Annotated in this window: 18 protein-coding genes; 10 read left to right on the top strand and 8 right to left on the bottom strand. The window is 63.4% G+C overall.

Annotation, left to right across the window (positions count from 1 at the left end):
* Window positions 1-63 precede the first annotated feature (63 nt).
* Both ACOOE1_RS18255 and ACOOE1_RS18250 read right to left on the bottom strand, forming a co-directional pair.
* Window positions 64-522: a tetratricopeptide repeat protein gene (locus ACOOE1_RS18255; RefSeq protein ID WP_420403634.1), complete on the bottom strand. Its 459-nt coding sequence runs from the start codon at window positions 520-522 to the stop codon at window positions 64-66.
* Between the two features lie 62 nt (window positions 523-584).
* Window positions 585-1,472, bottom strand: coding sequence for an S-methyl-5'-thioadenosine phosphorylase (locus ACOOE1_RS18250; RefSeq protein WP_420403633.1), 888 nt, complete (start codon window positions 1,470-1,472; stop codon window positions 585-587).
* Window positions 1,473-1,849: 377 nt separating this feature from the next.
* Here ACOOE1_RS18250 and ACOOE1_RS18245 point away from each other — a divergent pair, with 377 nt between their 5' ends.
* Both ACOOE1_RS18245 and ACOOE1_RS18240 read left to right on the top strand, forming a co-directional pair.
* Window positions 1,850-5,275 carry a response regulator gene (locus ACOOE1_RS18245; RefSeq protein WP_420403632.1) on the top strand — a complete coding sequence of 1,142 codons (3,426 nt, stop codon included), beginning with the start codon at window positions 1,850-1,852 and terminating at the stop codon, window positions 5,273-5,275.
* Window positions 5,272-6,372 (top strand): HD-GYP domain-containing protein, encoded by a 1,101-nt coding sequence (locus tag ACOOE1_RS18240; RefSeq protein WP_420403631.1) that lies wholly within the window; start codon window positions 5,272-5,274, stop codon window positions 6,370-6,372. The genes ACOOE1_RS18245 and ACOOE1_RS18240 overlap by 4 nt, the downstream gene beginning before the upstream one ends.
* Window positions 6,373-6,452: 80 nt before the next feature.
* On the opposite strand, the gene ACOOE1_RS18235 is transcribed toward ACOOE1_RS18240, so the two are convergent.
* From ACOOE1_RS18235 to petA, 3 genes are read right to left on the bottom strand one after another with little or no spacing between them, the layout of a single operon-like run.
* Window positions 6,453-7,226 (bottom strand): cytochrome c1, encoded by a 774-nt coding sequence (locus ACOOE1_RS18235; RefSeq protein ID WP_420403630.1) that lies wholly within the window; start codon window positions 7,224-7,226, stop codon window positions 6,453-6,455.
* On the bottom strand, window positions 7,226-8,482 hold the full coding sequence (locus ACOOE1_RS18230) for a cytochrome b (RefSeq protein WP_420403629.1): 1,257 nt from the start codon (window positions 8,480-8,482) through the stop codon (window positions 7,226-7,228). Before ACOOE1_RS18230 ends, ACOOE1_RS18235 begins: the two co-directional genes overlap by 1 nt.
* 12 nt (window positions 8,483-8,494) lie before the next feature.
* Entirely contained in the window at window positions 8,495-9,025 is a 531-nt protein-coding gene (petA, locus tag ACOOE1_RS18225; RefSeq protein ID WP_420403628.1) for a ubiquinol-cytochrome c reductase iron-sulfur subunit, read from the bottom strand.
* Window positions 9,026-9,222: 197 nt separating this feature from the next.
* On the opposite strand from petA, the gene ACOOE1_RS18220 reads away from it, so the two are divergent.
* From ACOOE1_RS18220 to ACOOE1_RS18205, 4 genes are all read left to right on the top strand, one after another.
* A complete protein-coding gene (locus ACOOE1_RS18220) occupies window positions 9,223-9,732 on the top strand; it encodes a tRNA (cytidine(34)-2'-O)-methyltransferase (RefSeq protein ID WP_420403627.1) in 510 nt (169 codons plus the stop codon).
* Between the two features lie 169 nt (window positions 9,733-9,901).
* Window positions 9,902-10,516 (top strand): TetR/AcrR family transcriptional regulator, encoded by a 615-nt coding sequence (locus ACOOE1_RS18215; RefSeq protein WP_420403626.1) that lies wholly within the window; start codon window positions 9,902-9,904, stop codon window positions 10,514-10,516.
* Window positions 10,517-10,650: 134 nt separating this feature from the next.
* A complete protein-coding gene (locus tag ACOOE1_RS18210) occupies window positions 10,651-11,217 on the top strand; it encodes a peroxiredoxin-like family protein (protein ID WP_420403625.1) in 567 nt (188 codons plus the stop codon).
* A gap of 113 nt (window positions 11,218-11,330) precedes the next feature.
* Window positions 11,331-12,203 (top strand): lauroyl acyltransferase, encoded by an 873-nt coding sequence (locus ACOOE1_RS18205; RefSeq protein WP_420403624.1) that lies wholly within the window; start codon window positions 11,331-11,333, stop codon window positions 12,201-12,203.
* On the opposite strand, the gene ACOOE1_RS18200 is transcribed toward ACOOE1_RS18205, so the two are convergent.
* From ACOOE1_RS18200 to ACOOE1_RS18190, 3 genes are all read right to left on the bottom strand, one after another.
* Window positions 12,179-14,131: an ATP-binding protein gene (locus ACOOE1_RS18200; RefSeq protein ID WP_420403623.1), complete on the bottom strand. Its 1,953-nt coding sequence runs from the start codon at window positions 14,129-14,131 to the stop codon at window positions 12,179-12,181. The genes ACOOE1_RS18205 and ACOOE1_RS18200 overlap by 25 nt on opposite strands.
* 28 nt (window positions 14,132-14,159) lie before the next feature.
* Window positions 14,160-15,152 carry an ABC transporter substrate-binding protein gene (locus ACOOE1_RS18195; protein WP_420403622.1) on the bottom strand — a complete coding sequence of 331 codons (993 nt, stop codon included), beginning with the start codon at window positions 15,150-15,152 and terminating at the stop codon, window positions 14,160-14,162.
* A 111-nt stretch (window positions 15,153-15,263) separates the two neighbouring features.
* Window positions 15,264-17,081, bottom strand: coding sequence for an ABC transporter ATP-binding protein (locus ACOOE1_RS18190; protein WP_420403621.1), 1,818 nt, complete (start codon window positions 17,079-17,081; stop codon window positions 15,264-15,266).
* Between the two features lie 242 nt (window positions 17,082-17,323).
* On the opposite strand from ACOOE1_RS18190, the gene ACOOE1_RS18185 reads away from it, so the two are divergent.
* The 4 genes from ACOOE1_RS18185 to ACOOE1_RS18170 are packed head-to-tail and all read left to right on the top strand — an operon-like array spanning window position 17,324 to window position 22,393.
* Window positions 17,324-18,907, top strand: a complete 1,584-nt coding sequence (locus tag ACOOE1_RS18185) for an ABC transporter substrate-binding protein (protein WP_420403620.1) — start codon at window positions 17,324-17,326, stop codon at window positions 18,905-18,907.
* A gap of 27 nt (window positions 18,908-18,934) precedes the next feature.
* A complete protein-coding gene (locus ACOOE1_RS18180; protein WP_420403619.1) occupies window positions 18,935-19,891 on the top strand; it encodes an ABC transporter permease in 957 nt (318 codons plus the stop codon).
* 13 nt (window positions 19,892-19,904) lie between these two features.
* Window positions 19,905-20,732, top strand: coding sequence for an ABC transporter permease (locus tag ACOOE1_RS18175; protein ID WP_420403618.1), 828 nt, complete (start codon window positions 19,905-19,907; stop codon window positions 20,730-20,732).
* Window positions 20,729-22,393 (top strand): ABC transporter ATP-binding protein, encoded by a 1,665-nt coding sequence (locus tag ACOOE1_RS18170; RefSeq protein WP_420403617.1) that lies wholly within the window; start codon window positions 20,729-20,731, stop codon window positions 22,391-22,393. Before ACOOE1_RS18175 ends, ACOOE1_RS18170 begins: the two co-directional genes overlap by 4 nt.
* Window positions 22,394-22,395 lie beyond the last annotated feature (2 nt).

Here is a 22,395-nt window from a genome sequence, read left to right as displayed (position 1 = left end):
TCGATCGTAGAGATCCCGGCTCCGCGGCCGGGATGACACCCAGAAATGTTGAGATAGAGGGACTTACCCCAGATCCTGCTCCGCCATCGCGATGCGGGCATCGTGGAAGCGCGGATTGAGGGCGAGGCACTGCTCGTAGCAGGTGCGGGCATGGTCGCGGCTGCCGGCGGCGTCGAACACCTGCCCGAGGGTGAACCAGGGATCCGGATCATCCGGTTTCAGATAGATCGAGCGGTTGAGCGCGGTCGCGGCGGGTTCCAGCCAGCCGGCCTCGAAGCAGGTCATGCCGAGCTGGCGCTGATGATCGGCATCCGCCGGGTCGAGCACCGCCGCCATGCCGATCAGCTGGGCCGCCTCCGCATGGCGGCCGTTCTGCATCGCGAGGATGCTTTTGACATGGAGCGAACGCGGGCTCTCCGGCTGCCCCTTCGTGACCTTGCGGTAGAGGTTCTCCAGCCGTGCCGTGCCGATATTCACCACCCCGCCGAGGCGAGACGGGGATGTATGAGAGGTCCGTGCCATGACGCGGCTATCTTAGCCCGCCGCGGTCGGGAGCACCACCCGCGGCACGTACCGGCCCGCAATCAGCCCGTCAGGACCCGTCCCGCGACCGCGTCGAGCTTGGCGACCAGGGCCGGATCTCGCGCCTCGGGATGGGTGATCAGCGCGAACTGCAGGGCGTTGTCGCCGCCCTGCTCGTCCACCTCCGGACGTTTCGCCAGCATCGGCGCGACGGTGCGCACCAGGTTGCGTGCCTTCTCGGCATTGCCGGTGAGCACCTTGATCACCTGCTCGACCGTGACGCTGTCATGGTCCGGATGCCAGCAGTCATAGTCGGTGACCATGGCGACCGTGGCATAGGGGATCTCCGCCTCGCGGGCGAGCTTGGCCTCCGGCATGTTGGTCATGCCGATCACGTCGCAGCCCCAGGAACGGTAGAGCATGCTCTCGGCATAGGTCGAAAACTGCGGACCTTCCATGCAGATGTAGGTCCCGTTGACGCTGCAGGGCAGGCCGAGCTGCTCGCAGGCCGCCGCAAGCGCCGCCTGGATCCGCGCCGAGACCGGATGGCTGAAGGAGACATGGGCGGCGCAGCCGTTGGTGAAGAAGGTCTTCTCGCGCGCGAAGGTGCGATCGATGAACTGGTCGATCAGTACGAAATGACCCGGCGCGTATTCTTCCTTGAGCGAGCCGACGGCGCTCAGCGAGACGATGTCGGTGACGCCCGCCCGCTTCATCGCGTCGATATTGGCGCGGTAGTTGATGCCGCTCGGGTTCAGCTTGTGGCCCCGACCGTGACGCGGCAGGAACACCAGCTTCTGCCCGTCGAGCTCGCCGAACAGGAGCTGATCCGACGGCGTGCCGAACGGCGACTCGACGGTCTCCCAGCGCGTGTCGGTCAGCCCGTCGATCTCGTAGATCCCGCTGCCGCCGATAAAGCCCAGCACCGCGTCGCGCGTAAGGTCCGTCATGCTTCCACCCACCCCAGTATGATGTTCGGTTTCTGCCTAGCGGATGGGCGAGACCTTGCCAACGGCAAAAAGTGCGGCGCCAGCGGCAAAATGCGCGGAGAGCGAGTCCGCGCGGACTCGCATCTCGGGATCGTGGCACCCCTTGTGTCCGTGTCCGGACTCTCGATTGACCCAGGATTGGCGCCTTTCCCATTTCCATCATTTTATGTGCTGGTTTACTAACCCTCTGTTAGATTTTGGTTGCTACCATCCCATGCGCCGGGACATCGAAGTCCCGGCGTCGCATTTCTTGTTTCCCACGTTTCGCGCCCAGGAAAGATCACTGCGCTGTGTCCACGCATTCTTACCTAGACCGATTTTTTTCCCCGACACACGAGTTGTTCGATCCGTCGAGCGCTTACACGGGCACCTACAGTCCGGGCCTCGTCGCGCTGTCCGTCTTCATCGCGATTCTGGCCGCGGTCGTCGCGCTCTCGACATCTCCCAGGATCGCGGCGGCTCGCAGTACACGGGCGCGCGTTGCCTGGCTCGTCGCCGGTGGCGGCTGCATGGGCGGAGGTATCTGGGGCATGCACTTCGTCGGGATGCTGGCGTTCTCGCTTCCCTGCGGCATCAGCTACGACCCGCTGATCACTCTCGCGTCGATGGTTCCGGGCATGCTTGCCAGCGCGGTCTCCCTTCTGGTGATCAGCCGCGGCGACCGGATCACGGTCGGAGGGCTGATGATCGGTGCCGTCCTGCAGGGCGGCGGCATCGGCGCGATGCACTACGCGGGCATGGCCGCCATGCGGCTGGACGCGGTGCTGCTCTACGACATTCCCACGGTCGCACTTTCCGTTCTCGTCGCCGTGGTGCTGGCCTTCGTATCTCTCAGCATTCTGTTCCTGCTCAGAAACTTCAAGCATCTCCGGTCTTTCGCCGTTCCTGTGGCGGCGATCATCATGGGATGCAGCGTCGCCGGGATGCACTACACCGCGATGCAGGCAGCGCTCTTCTTTCCGATCGTCAGCGTACTCGGCCCGGTCGACACGTTCGCCCCGACCACGATGGCGATCATCGTCACCCTTCTCGTGACCTGCTTCGGCGCCGCCACCCTCGCCGCCGCCTTCGCCGGACGTCAGTTCGAGACCGCGAGCGTGCTGAGGGACGAGGTCGAACGGCGGACCTTGCTGGAACGGGAGGCCCGCGCCGATCACGCCCGGCTGCAGGCCATCATGGACAACGTCGAGGCCGCCATCGTGACCATCGACGAGAACGGAACGATCCTGCACTGGTCGCCGGGAGCAGAAAGCGTTTTCGGCTATCAGACCGACGAGGCGCTGGGCCGGAACATCTCGTCCATGATGCCGAGAGAAGAGGCCGACAAGCACGACGCCTATATCGGCAATTACCTGCGGACGGGGCAAAAGAAAATCATCGGCATCGGCCGGGAAGTCACCGGGCTGCGCAAGGACGGCTCGACAGTGCCGCTCGAACTTGCGATCAGCGAAGCCCGGCTGGAAGGCCGCACGCTCTTCATCGGAATCTTGCATGATATCACCGAGCGCAAGCGGAACCACGAGGAACTGGTGCTGGCCCGTGAGGAAGCCGAGGCCGCGAACAAAGCCAAATCCCTGTTTCTCGCGAACATGAGCCACGAGATCCGCACCCCGCTCAATCCCATCATCGGGATGGCGCACCTGTTGCAAAAGACCGGTCTGGACCGCCTCCAGGCGGGATATGTCGGCAAGATTCAGCAGTCCGGAAAGCACCTGCTGAGAATCATCAACGACATTCTCGATTTCTCCAAGGTCGAAGCGGGCGAACTCGTCCTGGAAGAAACAAATTTCGAGCTCAACGAAGTCCTGGAGAGCATTTCCTCCGTGGTCTCAGAGCAAAGCGCGGAAAAGAACATCGAGCTGATCTTCGACATTCCGACCGACATTCCGAGGGAGTTTCGCGGCGACCCGCTTCGGCTCAGCCAGATCCTGATAAATTTCGCCAGCAATGCCGTCAAGTTCACCGAGGCTGGGGAAGTCTGCATTTCCCTCAAGCTGTTGGAACGGACGGAGGAGACCGCGCACCTCAGGTTTCTGGTGCGCGACACCGGCATAGGAATTTCGCCGGAGCAACAGCGGAAGCTCTTCCGCTCGTTCCAGCAGGCCGACGAGTCGACGACCCGCAGGTTCGGCGGTACTGGCCTCGGACTGGCCATCTCGCAGCGCCTCGCCCAGCTGATGGGCGGTCGGGTCGGTCTAGAAAGCGAACCCGGCAAAGGCAGTACATTCTGGCTCGACCTCGAGCTCGAGCTGGGAGACTGCACCGGTCTCCACCACCGCTCGAATCCGGACCTCCGTGGACGCCGCGTGCTGGTCATCGAGGACAATGCCTCCGCGAACCAGGCGCTCTGCGAAATGCTGCGCTCCATGTCCTTCGAAGTCGACAGCGTCGACAACGGGCAGGCGGCGATCGACCGGATCCGGCAAGGGAGCCGCTACGATCTCGTCTTCGCGGACTGGCGCATGCCGGGCCTGGACGGTATCGAGACGATCCGGAGGATGCGCGCGGAAAGCCCGTCGGGAGAGGTTCCCGGCTTCGTGCTCGCAACGGCCTACGGCCGGGACGACGTGATGAAGGCCGCAGCCGACGCCAAAATCGACGAGGTTCTCGTCAAACCCCTGAACCCCTCGCAACTGCTGAACTCGGCCCTGCGTGTGCTCCGCCCGGAGGACGAAGCGCTCGATATCTCGCGACAGGGCGGGACCGAACAGCCCTCCACGACCTTCCTCGGAAAGCAACGGATCCTGGTCGTGGAGGACAATCCGCTGAACCGGGACGTCGCGATCGGGCTGTTGCGCTCCTTCGGTGCGGAAACGGAGGTCGCGGAGAACGGCGCGGAGGCGCTCAGCCGTCTGGAACAACGGCGGTTCGACGCCGTCCTGATGGATGTGCAGATGCCTGTCATGGACGGTTACGCCGCGACCCGGGAAATCCGCCGCCGCTATCCCGACCTGGAGCTCCCGGTCATTGCCATGACGGCAAATGCCTTGAGCGGCGACCGCGAACGCTGTCTCGAGGCGGGAATGGACGACCATGTCGCCAAGCCGATCGACCCGGACAATCTTTGCGCGGTCCTGGCGGCCCACCTCGAGATCGAAACGCCCGCTCCGGAAGACATCCGTCCGAGCGATGAAATGCTCTCCACCGCCCCCGCGCTCCATCTGCATGACAGTATCGATGTCGCCGCCGGCCTCGGACGGGTCCTGGGCGACCGGACGCAGTATCTCGGGTTGCTGCGGCGTTTTCTCGACGGACAATCCAGCGTCGCGGCGCGAATCACGGAGGCCCTCGACGCGGAGGATTACGCGACCGCGGAGCTCGAGGCGCACTCCGCAAGATCCGTCGCGGCGAATATCGGCGCCATGTCCGTCTCCGAATGCGCCGGAGACCTCGAACAGGCGATCCGCGCGCGCGCCGGCCGTGCCGAACTGGCTCCCCTGCTCGACCGGTTCGAGACCCTCCTCGCCCCGGTCCTCGGGTCTCTGGCCTCGGCCGATCTCGGCGGCTCGGTTTCGCGGGGCGTTGCCGGAAGCGACGTGACCGGTGAGGGGCGCGCGGTCCTCGACGAGTTGACCTCGCTCCTCGGCGACGACAATGCCGACGCGCAGGAACTGTTCACGGTCAACAGAAGCCTCCTGCGTCCGTTCTTCGACGTCTCGACATTCACCGAACTCGCCGAGGCCATCGACAGTTTCGATCTGGAACGGGCGCACAGGCTCTGCACGGACACTCAGCTTACCGCTTCGGAAGGCGGCGCCGCATGACAAACGACACCCAAAACCGGAAAACCATCCTCGTGGTCGACGACACCCCGGACAATCTCACCCTCATGAACGGTCTCCTGAAGGACACCTACAAGGTGAAGATTGCGAACAGCGGGGCGCGGGCGCTCGCGATCGCGGCGTCGGATCCGCGACCGGACCTGATTCTGCTGGACGTTATGATGCCGGAAATGGACGGCTACGAAGTCTGCCGCCGGTTGAAGTCCGCCCCCGAAACAGTCGATATCCCGGTTGTCTTCCTGACCGCGCGTAACGATCAGGAGGACGAGCACCAGGGCCTGGAACTCGGGGCGGTGGATTACATCTCCAAGCCGATCAGCCCGCCGATCGTGCTGGCCCGGGTCCACAATCATCTCCAGTTGAAACGCGCGGCCGATCTGTTGCGCGATCAGAACAGCTACCTCGAGGCCGAGGTTCGCCAGCGCACCGACGATATCCGGGCAATCCGCGACGCAACGATTGTCGCACTCGCCTCGCTCGCGGAGACACGGGACACGGAAACCGGAAACCACATCCGGCGCACCCAGGACTATGTGAAGGTCCTTGCGGAAGAACTGCGCGACCATCCCGCTTTCAAGGACGTCCTGACGACGGACATGATCGAGTTGATGCACCGGTCGGCGCCGCTGCACGATATCGGAAAGGTCGGCGTCCCGGACGCGGTCCTCCTGAAACCCGGGCGCCTGACACCGGAGGAGTTCGAGATCATGAAGTCGCACGCCGCGCTTGGGCATGACGCCCTGGCGAAGGCGGAGGCCGTGGCCGGCGGCGGCAAGGAGAAAAGCTTCCTCCGGGTCGCACGCGAGATCGCCCTTACCCACCACGAGCGGTGGGACGGATCGGGATATCCCCAGGGTCTCGCCGGCGGGGACATCCCCATCGCAGGCCGCCTGATGTCGATTGCCGACGCTTATGACGCAATGATCTCGAAGCGGGTCTACAAGGCCGCGATGCCGCACGAGGACGCGGTCGGGGAGATCCGCAAGGGCCGGGGCACGCAGTTCGACCCCGATGTCGTCGACGCGTTCCTCTCGATCGAAGAGAGGTTCCGCCAGATCGCGGCCTCACACGCTGACTGACACGGCCGGCGACGGTCCTGAAGGAAAAGAAAAGGCCGCGTCCCGGGACGCGGCCTTCGCTTTTCAGGCTGCAAGCGGGATCAGTGCACGTTGGCCCAGATCTTCCGCTTGGAAGCGTAGAACAGCCCCGAGAGCACGATCAGGAACAGGATCACGGCGATGCCGGTCTGCTTGCGTGCTTCCATGTTCGGTTCAGCCGCCCAGGCGAGGAAGGTGGTTACGTCCTTCGCCATCTGTTCGACGCTGGCCTTGGTGCCGTCGGCATAGGTCACGCCGTCCTCGTAGAGCGGCTGCGCCATGGCGATCTGGTGACCGGGGAAATACTTGTTGTAGCTCATCCCGGCCATCAGGGTCACATCGGCCGGCGCCTCCTCGTAACCGGTCAGCACGCCGTAGATGTAATCCTCGAAACCGGCCCGCGCATCGACGATGAGCGAGAGGTCCGGCGGATAGGCGCCGCCGTTGGAAGCGCGCGCCGCCTTCTCGTTCGCGAACGGCGCCGGGAAACGGTCGGCGGGCGTGCCCGGACGGAAGAACATCTCGCCTTCGTCGTCCGGACCGTCCTGGACCTCGTACTCCGCCGCGATCGCCTTCACCTCGTCTTCCGAGTAACCGAGATCGGTCAGGTTGCGGAAGGCGATGTAGTCAAGCGAATGGCAGGTCGCGCAGACTTCCCGGTAGACCTGCAGCCCGCGCTGGGCCGCAGCCCGGTCGATGGTGCCGAAGATGCCGTTGAACGACCAGTCCTGCTTCGGCAGGGCGACGGCCTCGCCGGCGGCTCCGGCCGGCTGCGTGCCGCCCAGAGCGAGAACGGCGACGGTGGCGGTAGCCGCGATCAGAGACTTGATACCCATTATGCTTTCTCCTTCGCGGCAGCCGGTGCAGCGGCAGGTCCCCCGGCACCGCCGAGAACGGGCTCACTGATGCTCTTGGGGAGCGGCTTCGGTGTCTCGAAGATCGAGAGCAGCGGCAGCGCGATCAGGAAGTAGAAGAAGTAGTAGGCGGTCGCGAAGCGGGCCGCGATGACATAGGCGCCTTCCGCCGGCTTGCCGCCGAGCCACGTCAGCAGGATGCAGTCGAGGAACAGCAGCCAGAAGAAGATCTTGAAGACCGGGCGGAACTTGCCGCTGCGGACCGGCGAACGGTCGAGCCAGGGCAGGATAAACAGCACCGCGATGGCGCCGAACATGGCCAGAACGCCGAGCAGCTTGTCCGGAACCGCGCGCAGGATCGCGTAGAACGGCAGGAAATACCATTCCGGCACGATATGCGCCGGGGTCACCAGCGGGTTGGCCGGGATGTAGTTGTCCGGATGCCCGAGGAAGTTCGGCGCGAAGAACACGAAACCGCAGAACGGGATCAGGAAGACGGCGAGGCCGAACAGGTCCTTGATCGTGTAGTACGGGTGGAACGGAATGGTGTCCTGCGGCCCCTTCACGTCGATGCCGAGCGGGTTGTTCGAGCCGAAACGGTGCAGCGCCACGATGTGCAGCACCACGACCGCGAAGATCACGAACGGCAGCAGGTAGTGCAGGGCGAAGAACCGGTTCAGGGTCGGGTTATCGACAGAGAAGCCGCCCCAGAGCCAGGTCACGATGCTGTCGCCGACGACCGGGATCGCGGAGAACAGGTTGGTGATCACGGTGGCCCCCCAGAAGCTCATCTGACCCCAGGGAAGCACGTAGCCCATGAAGGCGGTCGCCATCATCAGTAGCAGGATCACGACGCCGAGCATCCAGAGCAGCTCGCGCGGCGCCTTGTAGGAGCCGAAATAGAGCCCGCGGAAGATGTGGATGTAGACGGCGATGAAGAAGAAGCTGGCGCCGTTCATGTGGATGTAGCGGATCAGCCAGCCCGAATTGACGTCGCGCATGATGCGCTCGACGGAGTCGAAGGCGTAGTCCACATGGGGCGTGTAGTGCATCGCGAGCGTGATGCCGGTCACCAGCATGATGACGAGCATGATCCCGGCCAGCGACCCGAAGTTCCACCAGTAGCTGAGGTTCTTCGGGGTCGGGTATTCGTGCGCTTCGTGATGCAGGAAGCTGAAGATCGGCAGACGGTGGTCGATCCACCGGACAACCGGATTGGAGAAATTAGCAGTGCTCATCGATCAGCCTCCTCAACCGATTCTAATCGCGGCGTCGCCGGTAAAGGCATAGGGCGGCACCGGGAGGTTGGCCGGCGCCGGGCCTTTACGGATCCGGCCGGAGGTGTCGTAGTGAGAACCGTGGCAGGGGCAGAACCACCCGCCGTAATCGCCGCGCGGCTCGGTCGTCTTCTGACCGAGCGGCACGCAGCCGAGATGGGTGCAGATACCGACAAGGATAAGCCATTCCGGCTTCTCGACCCGCTCCGCATCCGGGGACGGATCCGGCAGGTCGGCCATCGGCGTCTCTTCGGCCTCGGCAATTTCAGCCGCCGTACGGTGACGGATGAAAACCGGTTTGCCGCGCCAGACCACAGTGATCGACATACCCTCTTCGATCGCGGAGAGATCAACCTCCGTGCTCGCGAGGGCCAGCGTATCCGCCGCAGGGTTCATCTGGTTGATGAACGGCCATACCGCGGCCGCGGCGCCAACCGCACCGACGGCACCGCTGGCGACATTGATAAAGTCGCGCCGTGTCGCGCCTTCTTCCATCTCAGCCATTGTAATTCAGCACCTCTCGCCCACTTTTAATTCGGAAGGGAACTTATCCCGTCCCCCGCCGCGGTGAGTGCGACACAAGGTCGCGCGCGACCGGCAGGAATTTCAGCCTGCTCCGACGTCATTGCTCCGTCCTATACTACCCCCTGAACCCAATTGCAAAGTCTCCCTAACCTCTCGCGAGCAATAGGCATCGAACCGTGCGAATTGCGCTCTTTCAGCCGGATATTCCCCAGAATACCGGAACCATCCTGCGTCTCGCAGCCTGCTTCGGCGTGGGGGTCGATATCATCGAGCCCTGCGGCTTCGCCCTGAGCGACGCCCGGATGCGCCGGGCCGGCATGGACTATGTCGATCACGTCGACTGGAAACGGCACAATTCCTGGGACCGGTTCCGCGAGGAGAGAATGCCCGGACGCCTTGTCCTGCTGACCACGAAGGCGGCGCACCCGTTGCAGGATTTCAGTTTTTCCGAAAGCGATACGCTGCTCTTCGGGCGGGAATCGGCCGGCGTTCCGGACGAGGTTCATGACGCGGCCGACGCGCGGGTGCTGATTCCCATGCGGTCCGGCCTGCGCTCTCTGAACATCGCGGTCAGCGCCTCGATCGCGCTCTGGGAGGCGCTCAGGCAGACGGGACTGTGCGCTACGGATGGGCATTCGACTTCCTTGCATGGCGGCACGGAGGGGCCGGAGGTCTCTCGCGAATAGTCTCCAATCGATGCGATGTTGCCGGCCATACCGGCGGCCGGTGTTCGCTTCACCGCTCTTGTGCGGCATCGTGTGGACTATTCGAGTTTTCTTGGTCACGCCGGGCAGGTATAAAAACGAGTACACCGCTCATTGTTGACAACCCCCGCTCAGAGATCATCCTAACCTCATGGCAAGACAGAAAGAGTTCGACCGGGCAGAAGTGCTGGAAAATGCGATGCGGGCATTCTGGCGCCGCGGCTACGAAGCGACGTCCGTGCAGGATCTGGTCGAGGCGACCGGGATCAACCGGGGATCGATGTACGATACCTTCGGCGACAAGCGCGGTCTCTTTCAGGCTGCCGTTCAGCATTACATCTCCAGCGTGAGCTCGGAGCGGCTGAAGAAAGTCAGTGACGCCGACAATCCGCTGACGGGGATCAGGAACTATTTCGACGGGCTCGTTGAGTTCTCCGTCGGCGACGGGCGCGAACTCGGATGCCTGATCACGAATTCCGTGGTCGAGCTCGCCCCGCACGACGCCGTGATCGGCGAGACCCTGCGCAAGAGCTTCGCGCGGGTCGAGGATACGTTCTATCGCGCCCTGTTCCGGGCCCAGCAGGCCGGCGACCTCGCTGCCGGGCAGGACATCCGGGCGCTCGCCCGTTTCCTGACGGCAACGACCAATGGCCTGCGCGTGCTCGCCCGCGCCGACTCCGATGTCGCGACCCTGCGCGATGTCGTCGCGAGCGCCATGTCCGTGCTCGAGGACCGGAAACCGGATCTGCCGGCCGCCGCCGAGTAACCGCCCCTTTCGCAACCAGGCCAGCGAGCCGCCTCCGACGAGACCCGTTCTCATTTGGCAGCGATGTCGCTGTTGTATTTTGGAATGATTGTTCCATAATAATCTCAACGTCCCAATTCGAAGGAACATCTGCAATGTCTCAGCTCACTCCGCTCTTTCCCCGCCAACAGGTTCCGGCACTGTCGGTCCCGACGCTCGACGGCGACACCTGGACCCTTGCGGGGGTCAAGCCGGACCATTTCACCATGGTCGTCGTCTATCGCGGCCTGCACTGCCCGATCTGCGGCACCTACCTGAAGGACCTCGACCGCAAGCTCGCCGACTTCCGGGAACGCGGCGTCGAGGTGATCGCGCTCTCCAGCGACGACGAAGCGCGTGCACGGCAGGCGAAGGAAGACTGGAAGATCGAGAACCTGACCCTCGGATACGGGCTGACTCTCCAGAAGGCGCGTGAATGGGGGCTGTACATCTCCTCCGGCCGCGGCAAGACCTCCGTCGGCATCGAGGAGCCCGACCTCTTCGTCGAACCGGGCCTCTTCCTCGTCCGTCCGAACGGCGAACTCTACTTCGCGACGGTTCAGACCATGCCGTTCGCGCGGCCTGATTTCGGCGCGATCCTGAAGGCCCTAGACTTCGTGATCGCGAAGGATTACCCAGGCCGCGGCGAGATCGTCGACATTCCGGCCGTGGCCGCCGAATAACCTCTGTCCGTGACGGGGGCCGTCCGGCGACCCCCGTCACGGCACGGACCGCGCCAAATCCTCTGGCACGCCGCGCACCCATGCGCTACTAGGGCTGCGTGAACGTTCATCCGATGAAAAAACTGCGCTTCAGGCTCGAGGCCTGGCTCGTCCGGGGCCTGCTCGTCGTGTTGCGCCAGTTGCCTCTCGATCTCTCGTCCCGGCTCGGCGGCGCGGTCCTGCGCTGTGTCGGCCCGATGCTGCCCGCGCACCGGGTTGCGCGACGCAACCTCGAACAGGCGTTCCCGGAGAAGGGCAGCGCGGAGATCGCCCGCATTCTCAGCGGCATGTGGGACAATCTCGGCCGTACCGCGGGCGAATATCCCCATCATGCGAGGATCGGACGAGAGGCCGGCGAGCGGGTCGAGATCCGCGGCACCGATTTCATCGAAGCCCTTGCGGCGCAGCCGCGCCCGGTCATCTTCTTCTCGGCGCATCTCGCGAACTGGGAGATCATGCCGATCGTCGGCGCGCTCCACGGCGTCTATCTCAATTCGGTATACCGCCGGCCGAACAATCCGTATCTGGCATCCGTCTTCGAAGACCGCCTGACCCACCCGGAAATGAAGCTGATCGCGAAGGGGCCGTCGGCCGGCCGCGAGTTGTTGCGGGTCCTGAGGAACAACCGTCCGGTCGCGATGCTGATCGACCAGAAACTCCGCGAGGGTATCCCGGTCACCTTTTTCGGCCAGGATGCCATGACCCCCAGCGCCTTTGCGGAATTCGCCCTCAAGCTCGGCTGCGACGTGATCCCCACCCGCATCGAGCGGCTCGGCGGAGCGCATTTCCGGCTGAGCGTGCTGCCCGCGTTGGAGAAACCGAACACCGGCGATCATGCAGAAGATGTCCGTCGCCTCACGCAGGCGGCGACATCGCTCATCGAGGAATGGATCCGGGAGCGCCCGTCAGAGTGGTTTTGGGTTCACAAGCGCTGGCCGGACCGGTAGTCGAGCCGATGAACGTTGTCCGCCTTCTGCAGATCTTTTGCAACCGATGCGAGGACGGTTTCCAGTTCGTCGTTTGAGACGGGCTTCAATATGGTGCCCGACCACCCGTCCGTTTTCGCACTCTGCGAATCGATTTGCAGCACATCCGCCGTCCAGGCGTAGATCCGCACATGCTTGCCGGTTTTCTTCTCCAGCTCCCGGATCGCCTTCATGGCCGCCTTCCCGTCCATTCGGGGCATATGGACATCAAGCAGGATGATATCGTACGCCCCGCTCTGAGCTTTCTCGACAGCCTCCATGCCGTCCTGGGCGGCGTCGTAACTGCAGCCGAACCGTTTCAGCAACTCGCCCGCCACTTCGCGGTTGATCGATACATCGTCAACCACGAGCACATGCAGGCCATAGCCATGGTTGCGCCCCGAGCTGCGCCCATCCGACTCCTTGCCGCGGACCGCTTCCGCGACATCCGAATAATCGTCGACCATGATCGATGCGATAAAGACCGATCCCTTCCCGGGCGTGCTCTCGATTGAAAGTCCGCCACCGAGAGCTTCCGCCAGGCGCTTGGTGATCGGCAGACCGAGCCCGGTTCCGCCGAACTTGCGCGAGACGGAATTGTCGGCCTGGCTGAACGGATCCAGGATCTGCTCGATCCGGTCGCTCGCGATTCCGATCCCTTCGTCCCTGACGCAGATCGCCAGCCGGGTGCGCCTGCCGGATTTCCTCTCGCTGGAGACGGAGACATGCACCTCGCCGTCGGAGGTGAACTTCACGGCATTGCCGACGAGGTTGTAGAGAATCTGCCGGACACGGGTCTGATCGCTCTCGATCAGCCTCGGCACGTTGCTTGCGTCGACGACCAGGTCGACATTGTTCTCGCCCGCTTTCTCGCGGAACGCGGAGTGGATGTTCTCGATTTCGGTCCGGAAATCGAACATTTCCGGATTGATGGTCAATTTGTCCGAATCGATTTTTGCGAAATCGAGGACGTCGTTGATCAGGGACAGAAGATGACGGCCGGATCCGCCGATCGCACTGGCATAGGCGCGCTGTTTCCCCGGCTCCAGCACGCCATGATCTGATTCCTGCAGAAGATCCGCATATCCGATCACGGCATTCAGCGGTGTCCTCAGCTCATGGCTCATATTGGCGAGAAATTCCGTCTTGGCCCGCCCCGCGGCCTCGGCCTCGGCGCGCTGGGCGACGAGGTCGTCGGTGAGGCGCGCAAGCTGGGACCGCATCGCTTCAAGCGATTGGAATGCCTCTGCAATCTCGCCGCGATACCGGACATCCACTGCGGCATGCAGGTCGCCCTGCCCGATCCGGCCCGCTTCACCGGAAAGCTGCTCGAACGCAGAGAGAACGGGTCTGAGGACCAGACTATAGAACAACCAGATGTTGGCGGCGGCGACCAGGATACAAACCAGCACCGACACGAAAACGACGACCTGAGCCGCTTCCTGCTGGTTCCGCAAGGTACCGATTACCCGGTCGATGCGTCCGATAACGGCATCCGCGTTGCTGTTGAGCCGCGCGCGGAACAGGCTTTCCGATCCAGCAGTGGACTCGGGGAGACCCCGAACCTTGGCAAGACGGTCGAAATTGGCGCTCATCTGGTTGAGCCGCTGGATCGCCTCGAACTTGCCCCCGTCGCTCAGGAACTCGCCGTCGCCCCACCCCTCGACCATGGACCGCACCTTCCGTTCGCCGGCTGCCCACTGGTTAACGAAACGTGCAGCGAATCTCTCGTCGAACTCGCCTGCGATATCCTTCATCTGGTGAAGCGTCTTCTCCAGGTCGGAAACCTGCTCGAGTTGCGCGGAGGACCTCTCAATCGTCAGGAAACTCCATACCGCAACCGCGCCCGCGATCGACAACAGTGCCATCGAGACCAGGATGGCAATGCGTATCTGCGTTCGGATCATCATATTGCTGTATCTTGAGAGATTCATATCCCTACTCGATAAGGCCCACGGCTTCAGGGGCCGCCGACCTGAGCGGCGCGCTGCGGACATAGTCGAGAACATTGGGCATCGGCAGTGCCTCGTTCGATTTTTCGATTTCGCGGCGCCAGAGAACCGCCTCCTCCATCAATCGTACCAGGTCCTGCGGCAGGGCGACTGTAAGGCTGTGTTCGGGCCATAGGTAATCGATAAAATCATCGCTGACTTCGTAGCGTCTGGCAATCAGGGATTTAGACCGTGCCGGATCCTCTCTGGCGAAAGTCTCCGCCCGGACGAGAGCGGACAACAGATCCGCAACACGCTTTTCATTGCTGTCGAGCCACTCGGACCGAGCGACCAGAACAAAATAGTAATAGAGGTTCTCCTGACCGGGAAAATCGAGCGTCAGGTCTCCGAGTGCCTGGCGTGCCTGGTAAACGTAAGGTTCCCACGTAATGGCCGCGGCGAGTTCGCCCTCGGACAATTCGCGGACGATCTCGGTTGGCCGCATGTTCCGCAATTGCAGGTCGTGCATTGAGACGCCGTTCATGAGGAGAAATCTGCTCAGCATGTATTCGCCGAAACTTCCGGCTGTGACACCGACCGACTTGCCGACCAGGGCCTGCGCCGTCGCGTCTGTCAGATCCTTGCGTCCCAGAAGTCTCGCGGTTCGCGACGTCGACAATGTGCTGACCGTTTCGAGGCCCGGCACCTTCAGGGCGCGCGCGATGAAGGCGACATGCGAACTGGTCGCCATCTGGATGTCGCCTTCGGCGAGCGCCTTGGACGTAATTGTCCCCGACTGGAACATCTTTGCCTGGAAACCGGCGTCCTCGATATAACCGAGCTCGTCCGCAAGCCACACGAGGACCGCGGTCTTTGTCGCACCGATCGTCGGACGCGAATCATCTCCGCGCGCCGGGACGGCCAGACCCAGAATCAAGGTAAACGACAGAACTGCGATGGCGCGCGCGACCCGCATGTGATCCCCCAGTTTTTCACCCATGCATAGATTAATTTTTAGGTGAATTCAAAGCGTATTCGCCAAACTCTAAGCATCGGTTAACGCCTCGCGAAATCACACAAGGGCGAGGCCGGATCCGGAAGCTATCCAAGGCTATCCTTCTGTTCTGGCCCCCGCGTCCGCCGGTCCGAACTGCAGACCGTGCAAATGCGCATAGAGCCCGCCCTTCGCAAGCAAGGTCGCGTGGCTGCCGCTTTCGACCACCCGACCTGCATCGAACACGTGGATGACGTCGGCATGCTGGATCGTCGAGAGCCGGTGCGCGATGACCAATGTGGTGCGGCCTTTCATCAGTTCGCTCAATGCCGTCTGGATCTGCCGCTCGGACTCGGTATCGAGCGCGCTGGTGGCCTCGTCCAGCAGCAAGATCGGCGCGTCCTTCAGGATCGCCCGGGCGATCGCGAGGCGCTGGCGCTGGCCGCCGGAAAGCTTCGTGCCCTGCTCTCCGATCACGGTGTCGTAGCCGTTCGGCATCGCCGAGATGAACTCGTCCGCCGCTGCCGCGCGCGCCGCCGCGCGGACCTCCTCGTCGCTGGCGTCGAGCCGGCCGAAACGGATGTTGTTGATGACGCTGTCGTCGAACAGAACCACGTCCTGGCTGACGATCGCCAGCGATTCCCGGAGGCTCTGCAAGGTCACGGACCGGATATTCTCGTCGTTCACGGTCACGGTCCCGCTCGCCGGGTCGTAGAATCGCGGGATCATCGAGAAGACCGTGCTCTTGCCGGCACCGGAGGGGCCGACCAGAGCGGTCACCTTCCCCGACGGTGCCTTGAAGCTGACGCCTCTCAGTGCGATGTCCCGCTCGGCATCTTCCCCGGCATCGTAGGAGAACCGGACATCGTCGAACACGACCGAACCGGCGATGCGCGGGAGCGGCTTCGCATCCGGCGCATTGCAGATCGAGGGCTCGCGGTCCAGAAGGGCGAAGACACGCTGGGCGGCGGCCAGACCTTCCTGCAGGTTGGTGTTGATCTTCCCGAGCGCGCGCAGCGGCTGGTAGGCCATCAGCGTCGCCGCGATGAAGGAGAAGAACGCGCCCGCCGAGGTCTGTCCCTCGATCACCCGCGCGCCGCCATAGAGAATGACCGCGGCGACCGCGACACCGCCGAGGAAATCGATGATCGGCTGCGGCGCCGCCTTCACCCGGACGCCCCGGTAATTGAGCTTGAAAAGGCGTTCGACGAGCTGCTGTATCCGGCCGGCCTGATGTGTCTCGAGACCGTAGGACTTGATCATCCGGATACCCTGGAACCCCTGCGTCAGCAGGGTCGTCATCGAACCCATCTCCTCCTGCGTCTCCGCCGAGACCCGGCGCATGCGCTTGCCAAGCTGGCGGATCGGATAGGCCGAGAGCGGCGCCACGACGAAGGTGATACAGGCAAGCAGCCACTCCTGGTAGAACATCACCGCAACCAGGAAAACCACCGAGAGGCTGTCCCTCCCGAGGCCGACCAGCGCATTCGCGACGGCATTGCGCATCGTGTTGATGTCGAAGGTGAAATGCGAGATCAGCGCACCGCTGTGCCGGTCCTGGAACAGCCCGAGATCGAGATTTATCAGGTGGCGGTAGAGCCGCGCCTGGGTATCGGCGACGACCCGCTGACCGACATAGCCGACCAGAACTTCCTGCGCGTAGGTCGCAATGCTCTTCACCAGGAAGGTCGCGACCACCGCTCCGGCGACCAGCCAGAGAATCGAGAGATCCTTCTCGATGAAGATCTTGTTCACCACCGGATCCATCAGCCAGGCGGAGGCCGCTGTTGCAGCGGCGACAAGGACCATGCAGATCAATGCGAGGAAAAGCCGGGCCATGTAGGGCCGGACGAGTTCCCGCACCACTCGCTTCATGAGCGAGAGCGAGGCCTCGTCCGTCAGGCTGACTTTCATCCGATCCGATTTGCGCGACATACGACCCCTTCCGAGCGATTCCGGGCCTCTCCTTACAACAGGCCGGGGTCGGACCGCCATCGAATTGCAGCCGCCGCGTTTCTCGCGGCAAGCGCGCAACCCCATGCGACATTGTTGATTTAAATCCGACTTCCCGTACTATTGGCCTGTCGAATTTGCGGTCGGTTCGCGACCCAACCGGCGCCGAACAAAGCAATCAAAAATGCATGGCGCCCGAAAGAGTGAGCAAACAGGAGGCTCTGATGACATCCAGTAAAAAACTGACGGCTGCGCTGTCGAGCGACGTCTCGCGCCGCGGTTTCCTCGGCGGCACCGCCGCCCTCGGCATCACCGCAGCATCAACGTCGGCGCTGATGGGCCGGAAGGCCTATGCGGCCAAGAAGGGCGGCCATCTGCGGGCCGGTATCGGCCACGGCTCGACCACGGACTCCCTCGATCCCGCGACCTGGGAGAACGGTTTCTCCCTGTCGATGGACTACACGGTCTTCAACCATCTCGGCGAAGTCGACCATACCGGAGGCGTGAGGCCGGAACTGGCCGAGAGCTGGGAAGCCTCGCCGGACGCCAAGACCTGGAGCTTCAAGCTGCGCCAGGGCGTCGAATTCCACAATGGCAAGACCCTCGAGGCCGAGGACGTCATTGCCTCCGTGCAGTACCATATGGGCGATGACACCAAGTCCCCCGCCAAGTCCCTGCTGAAGCAGGTCAAGTCGATCAAGGCCGACGGCAAGGGCGAGGTCGTGTTCGAGCTCGAATCGGGCAATGCCGACTTCCCCTACGTGATCAGCGACTACCATATCGCCATCAAGCCCGCGAAGGACGGCAAGATCGACCCGACCGAAGGAATCGGCACCGGCCCCTACATGCTCGAGAACTACGAGCCCGGCGTCCGCTTCATGGGCAACAGGAACCCGAACTACTTCAAATCGGATCGCGCGCATTTCGATCAGGTCGAGCTGATCACCATCATCGACCTCGCGGCGCGCCAGAATGCCCTGACCACCGGCGAGATCGACATGATGGACCGCGCCGATCTTAAGACGGTGCATCTGCTGAAGCGCCAGCCCGGCGTCAACGTCATGGAGACGGTGGGATACAAGCACTACACCTTCCCGATGCGGACAGACACGGCGCCGTTCGACAATAACGACCTGCGCCTGGCGCTGAAATACGCGCTCGACCGCGACGAACTGGTGAAGAAGATCCTCCGCGGCCACGGCGTGGTCGGCAACGATCATCCGATCAGCCCGACCAACCAGTACCATGCGGATGGTCTGGAGCAGCGGAGCTACGACCTGGACAAGGCGAAGTTCCACCTGAAGAAAGCCGGAATGGAAGGCGCGACCGTGCAGCTTTCCGCCGCCGACGCGGCCTTCCCGGGCGCGGTCGACGCCGCGGTGCTCTACAAGGAGCATGCGGCCAAGGCCGGCATCAATATCGAGGTCGTGCGCGAGCCGAACGACGGCTACTGGTCCAATGTCTGGATGAAGAAGGGCTGGGGCGCCTGCTACTGGGGCGGCCGCCCGACCGAGGACTGGATGTTCACGACCGCCTATGCGGCGGGTGCGGACTGGAACGACACCTTCTGGAAGCACGACCGGTTCAACGAGCTGCTGCTCTCGGCCCGGGCCGAGCTCGACAGCGACAAGCGCCGGACGATGTACTACGAGATGCAGGAAATCGTCAGCAACGAGGGCGGTGTCGTCGTTCCGATGTTCGCGAACTACGTCTTCGCGGCCTCGGACAAGATCCTGACCTCCGAGCAGATGGCCGGTAACTGGGAACTCGACGGCTGCAAGTTCGCGGAACGGTGGTCCTTCGCGTAACGCCGTTCAACACCGGAACCCCGTTCCATGTCACAAATCATAAAAATGGTCGCCCAGCGCTTTGCGCTGGGCTTCCTGACACTATTCGTCGTGTCGCTGATCATCTTCCTCGGCATCGAGCTGCTGCCGGGCGATATCGCCGAGGAAATCCTCGGACAGGGCGCGACGCCGGAAACCGTCGCCGCCTTCCGGCGCGAACTCGGTCTCGATGTGCCGCCGCACATCCGCTACATCGACTGGCTCTGGAACATGCTGCAGGGCGATATGGGCCGGTCTCTCGCCAACAAGCGCGAGATTTCCGAGCTGATCGGCTTGCGCTTCGGCAACACGCTGTTCCTCGCCGTGACCGCCGCCGCGATCTCCGTGCCTCTGGCACTGATACTCGGGGTCCTCGCGGCGCTTTACCGCTATTCCTTCTATGACCGGGCCGTGAACGTGGTGACGTTGAGCTCGATTTCGTTTCCCGAGTTCTTCGTCGCCTACATCCTGATCTACTTCCTCGCGGTGACCTATCCGGTGTTCCCGTCGATCGCCAATATCAGCGACACGACACCGTTCTGGGACAAGGTCTACAAGGTCCTGCTGCCCGCGCTGACGCTGACCCTCGTGGTGGTCGCGCACATGATGCGCATGACCCGGGCCGCGATCATCAACCTGCTCGCCAGCCCCTATATCGAGATGGCCAACCTGAAGGGGCTCTCGCGGGCCCGCATCATCGTCAAGCATGCGCTGCCGAACGCGCTGGCGCCGATCATCAATGTCGTGGTGATCAACCTCGCCTACCTGATCGTCGGCGTGGTCGTGGTCGAGGTCGTGTTCGTCTACCCGGGGCTCGGCCAGCTCATGGTCGACTCGGTCTCCAAGCGGGACCTCCCGGTCGTGCAGGCGGCGGCGATGATCTTTGCCGGCACCTATGTGCTCCTCAACCTGCTTGCGGACATCCTGTCGATCCTGACAAATCCGCGCCTGCTGCATCCGCGCTGAGGGAGAGGAGATCATGGACGCTGCTCTCAGACTGCTTCGAAGCGCACCGCCGACCGCCCTGTTCGGGCTCGCGGTCATCTTCGGCTACGCCTTCATCGCGATCTTTGCCCCGGTCCTGACGCCCTATGGCGAGACCGAGATCGTCGGCGCGGAATTCGAGCCCTGGGGCGAGGATTTCGTGCTCGGCACCGACAGTCTCGGCCGTGACATGGTTACCCGGCTGATCTACGGCGCGCGGAATACCATCGGCATCGCCTTCCTGACGACGGCGCTGGCCTTCACCCTCGGCTCCGTCACCGGCTTTCTCGCCGCTGCGATATCGGGCTGGGTCGACCAGCTGATGTCCCGCGTCGTCGATGTGCTGATGGCCATTCCGGCGCTGATTTTCGGCCTGCTGGTGCTGACCATCGTCGGCACCTCGATCACCAACATGGTGCTGGTCATCGCGGTGCTGGAATCGACCCGTGTCTTCCGCCTTGCCCGCGCCGTCGCCATGGGCATCGTGGTGATGGACTATGTCGAGGCGGCGCGTCTCCGGGGCGAGGGTCTCTGGTGGATCATGACCCGGGAAGTGCTACCGAACGCCCTGCCGCCGCTGGTGGCGGAGTTCGGCCTGCGCTTCTGTTTCGTCTTCCTCTTTATCAGCGCCCTGAGTTTCCTCGGCCTCGGCATCCAGCCGCCGACCGCGGACTGGGGCAGCATGGTCCGCGACAACGCGACCCTGATCACCTTTGGCGACATCACTCCGCTGTTGCCGGCAGCCGCCATCGCGCTGCTCACGGTCGCGGTCAATTTCGTCGTCGACTGGTTCCTCCACAAGGCAAGCGGATTGAAGGAATGAGCGAGCACAGCAACCAGGACATGCTCGTCCGCATCCGCGGGCTGCGGATCGAGGGCCAGAGCGGCGACCACTGGGACGAGATCGTGCACGGCGTCGATCTCGATCTCCGCAAGGGAGAGGTGCTCGGCCTGATCGGCGAGTCCGGTGCCGGCAAATCCACCATCGGCCTCGCCGCCATGGGGTTCGCCCGCGACGGCTGTCGCATCACCGGCGGCGAGATCCTGTTCGACGGCACCGACCTCGCCAAGGCGGGAGAAGACCAGAAGCGCCAGATCTGGGGCGCCCGGATCGCCTATGTGGCGCAGAGCGCTGCGGCAGCCTTCAACCCGGCGCACCGGCTGATCGACCAGTTCACCGAGGCGCCGGTGCAACACGGGCTCAGCAGCAGCGCGCAGTCCGAAGAGGAAGCGAAGGCGCTCTTCGCCCGCCTCCAGCTTCCGGACCCGGACGGGATCGGCCTGCGTTACCCGCACCAGGTCTCCGGCGGCCAGCTGCAACGCGCCATGACGGCGATGGCAATGTCCTGCAAACCGGACCTGATCATCTTCGACGAACCGACGACGGCACTCGACGTCACCACCCAGATCGAGGTTCTGGCGGCGATCCGCGACGCGGTGGAGGCCTTCAACACGGCGGCGATCTACATCACCCACGATCTCGCGGTCGTGGCCCAGATGGCGGACCGGATCATGGTGCTGCGCTACGGCAACGTGGTCGAGGAAGGCGAGACCCGCGCCATGCTGGCGAGCCCGAAGGAGGATTACACCCGGGACCTGCTCTCGGTGCGGAGCTTCCGGCGCCCGGAACAAGCGGTGCCAGCCGGCGAGGAACCGTTGCTCAGGGTCGAGAACGTGACCGCCGCCTATGGCGATGTTCCGGTGCTGCACGGCGTTTCCGTCGACATTCACAGGAAACGCACCGTCGCCATCGTCGGCGAGTCGGGCTCCGGCAAGAGTACGCTCGCCCGCGTCATCACCGGATTGCTGCCCGCGAAGAGCGGATCGGTAAGCTATGGCGGCGAGGAAATGCCGCTCGGCTACAAGCAGCGCGGCAAGGATCAGCTCCGGCGCATGCAGATGATCTATCAGATGCCCGACACGGCCCTGAATCCGCGCCAGCGCATCCGCGACGTGATCGGCCGACCGGTCAGTTTCTATCTCGGTCTCACGGGTCAGCAGCTGGAAGACCGCGTGCGCGAGCTTCTGACCATGATCGAGCTCGATCCCGACGACTATATCGACCGCCTGACGACGGAACTCTCGGGCGGGCAGAAGCAGCGCATCTGCATCGCCCGCGCGCTCGCCGCCGAGCCGCAGCTGATCATCTGCGACGAGGTGACCTCCGCGCTCGACCAGCTGGTCGCGGAAGATATCCTGAAGCTGCTTCAGCGCCTGCAGGACGATCTCGGCCTCTCCTATATGTTCATCACCCACGACCTTGCCACCGTGCGCGCGATCGCCGACGAGGTGGTGGTGATGTACCAGGGCAAGGTGGTCGAACACGGGCCGAAAGCGGAAATGTTCACGCCGCCGCACCACGATTACACCGACCTGCTGCTCTCTTCCGTGCCCGAGATGGATCCGGACTGGCTCGACAGGCTGCTCGCCGAGCGCGCGGAGCTGGCGAAGCAGGGCCGGGTTCTGAAGGCAGCCGACCACTAGAA

The organism is Nisaea sp., assembly GCF_965216895.1.
Lineage (GTDB): Bacteria > Pseudomonadota > Alphaproteobacteria > Thalassobaculales > Thalassobaculaceae > Nisaea.
Note: the sequence above shows the minus strand (reverse complement) of the source record. Positions and strands in the feature narration are given on the sequence as shown.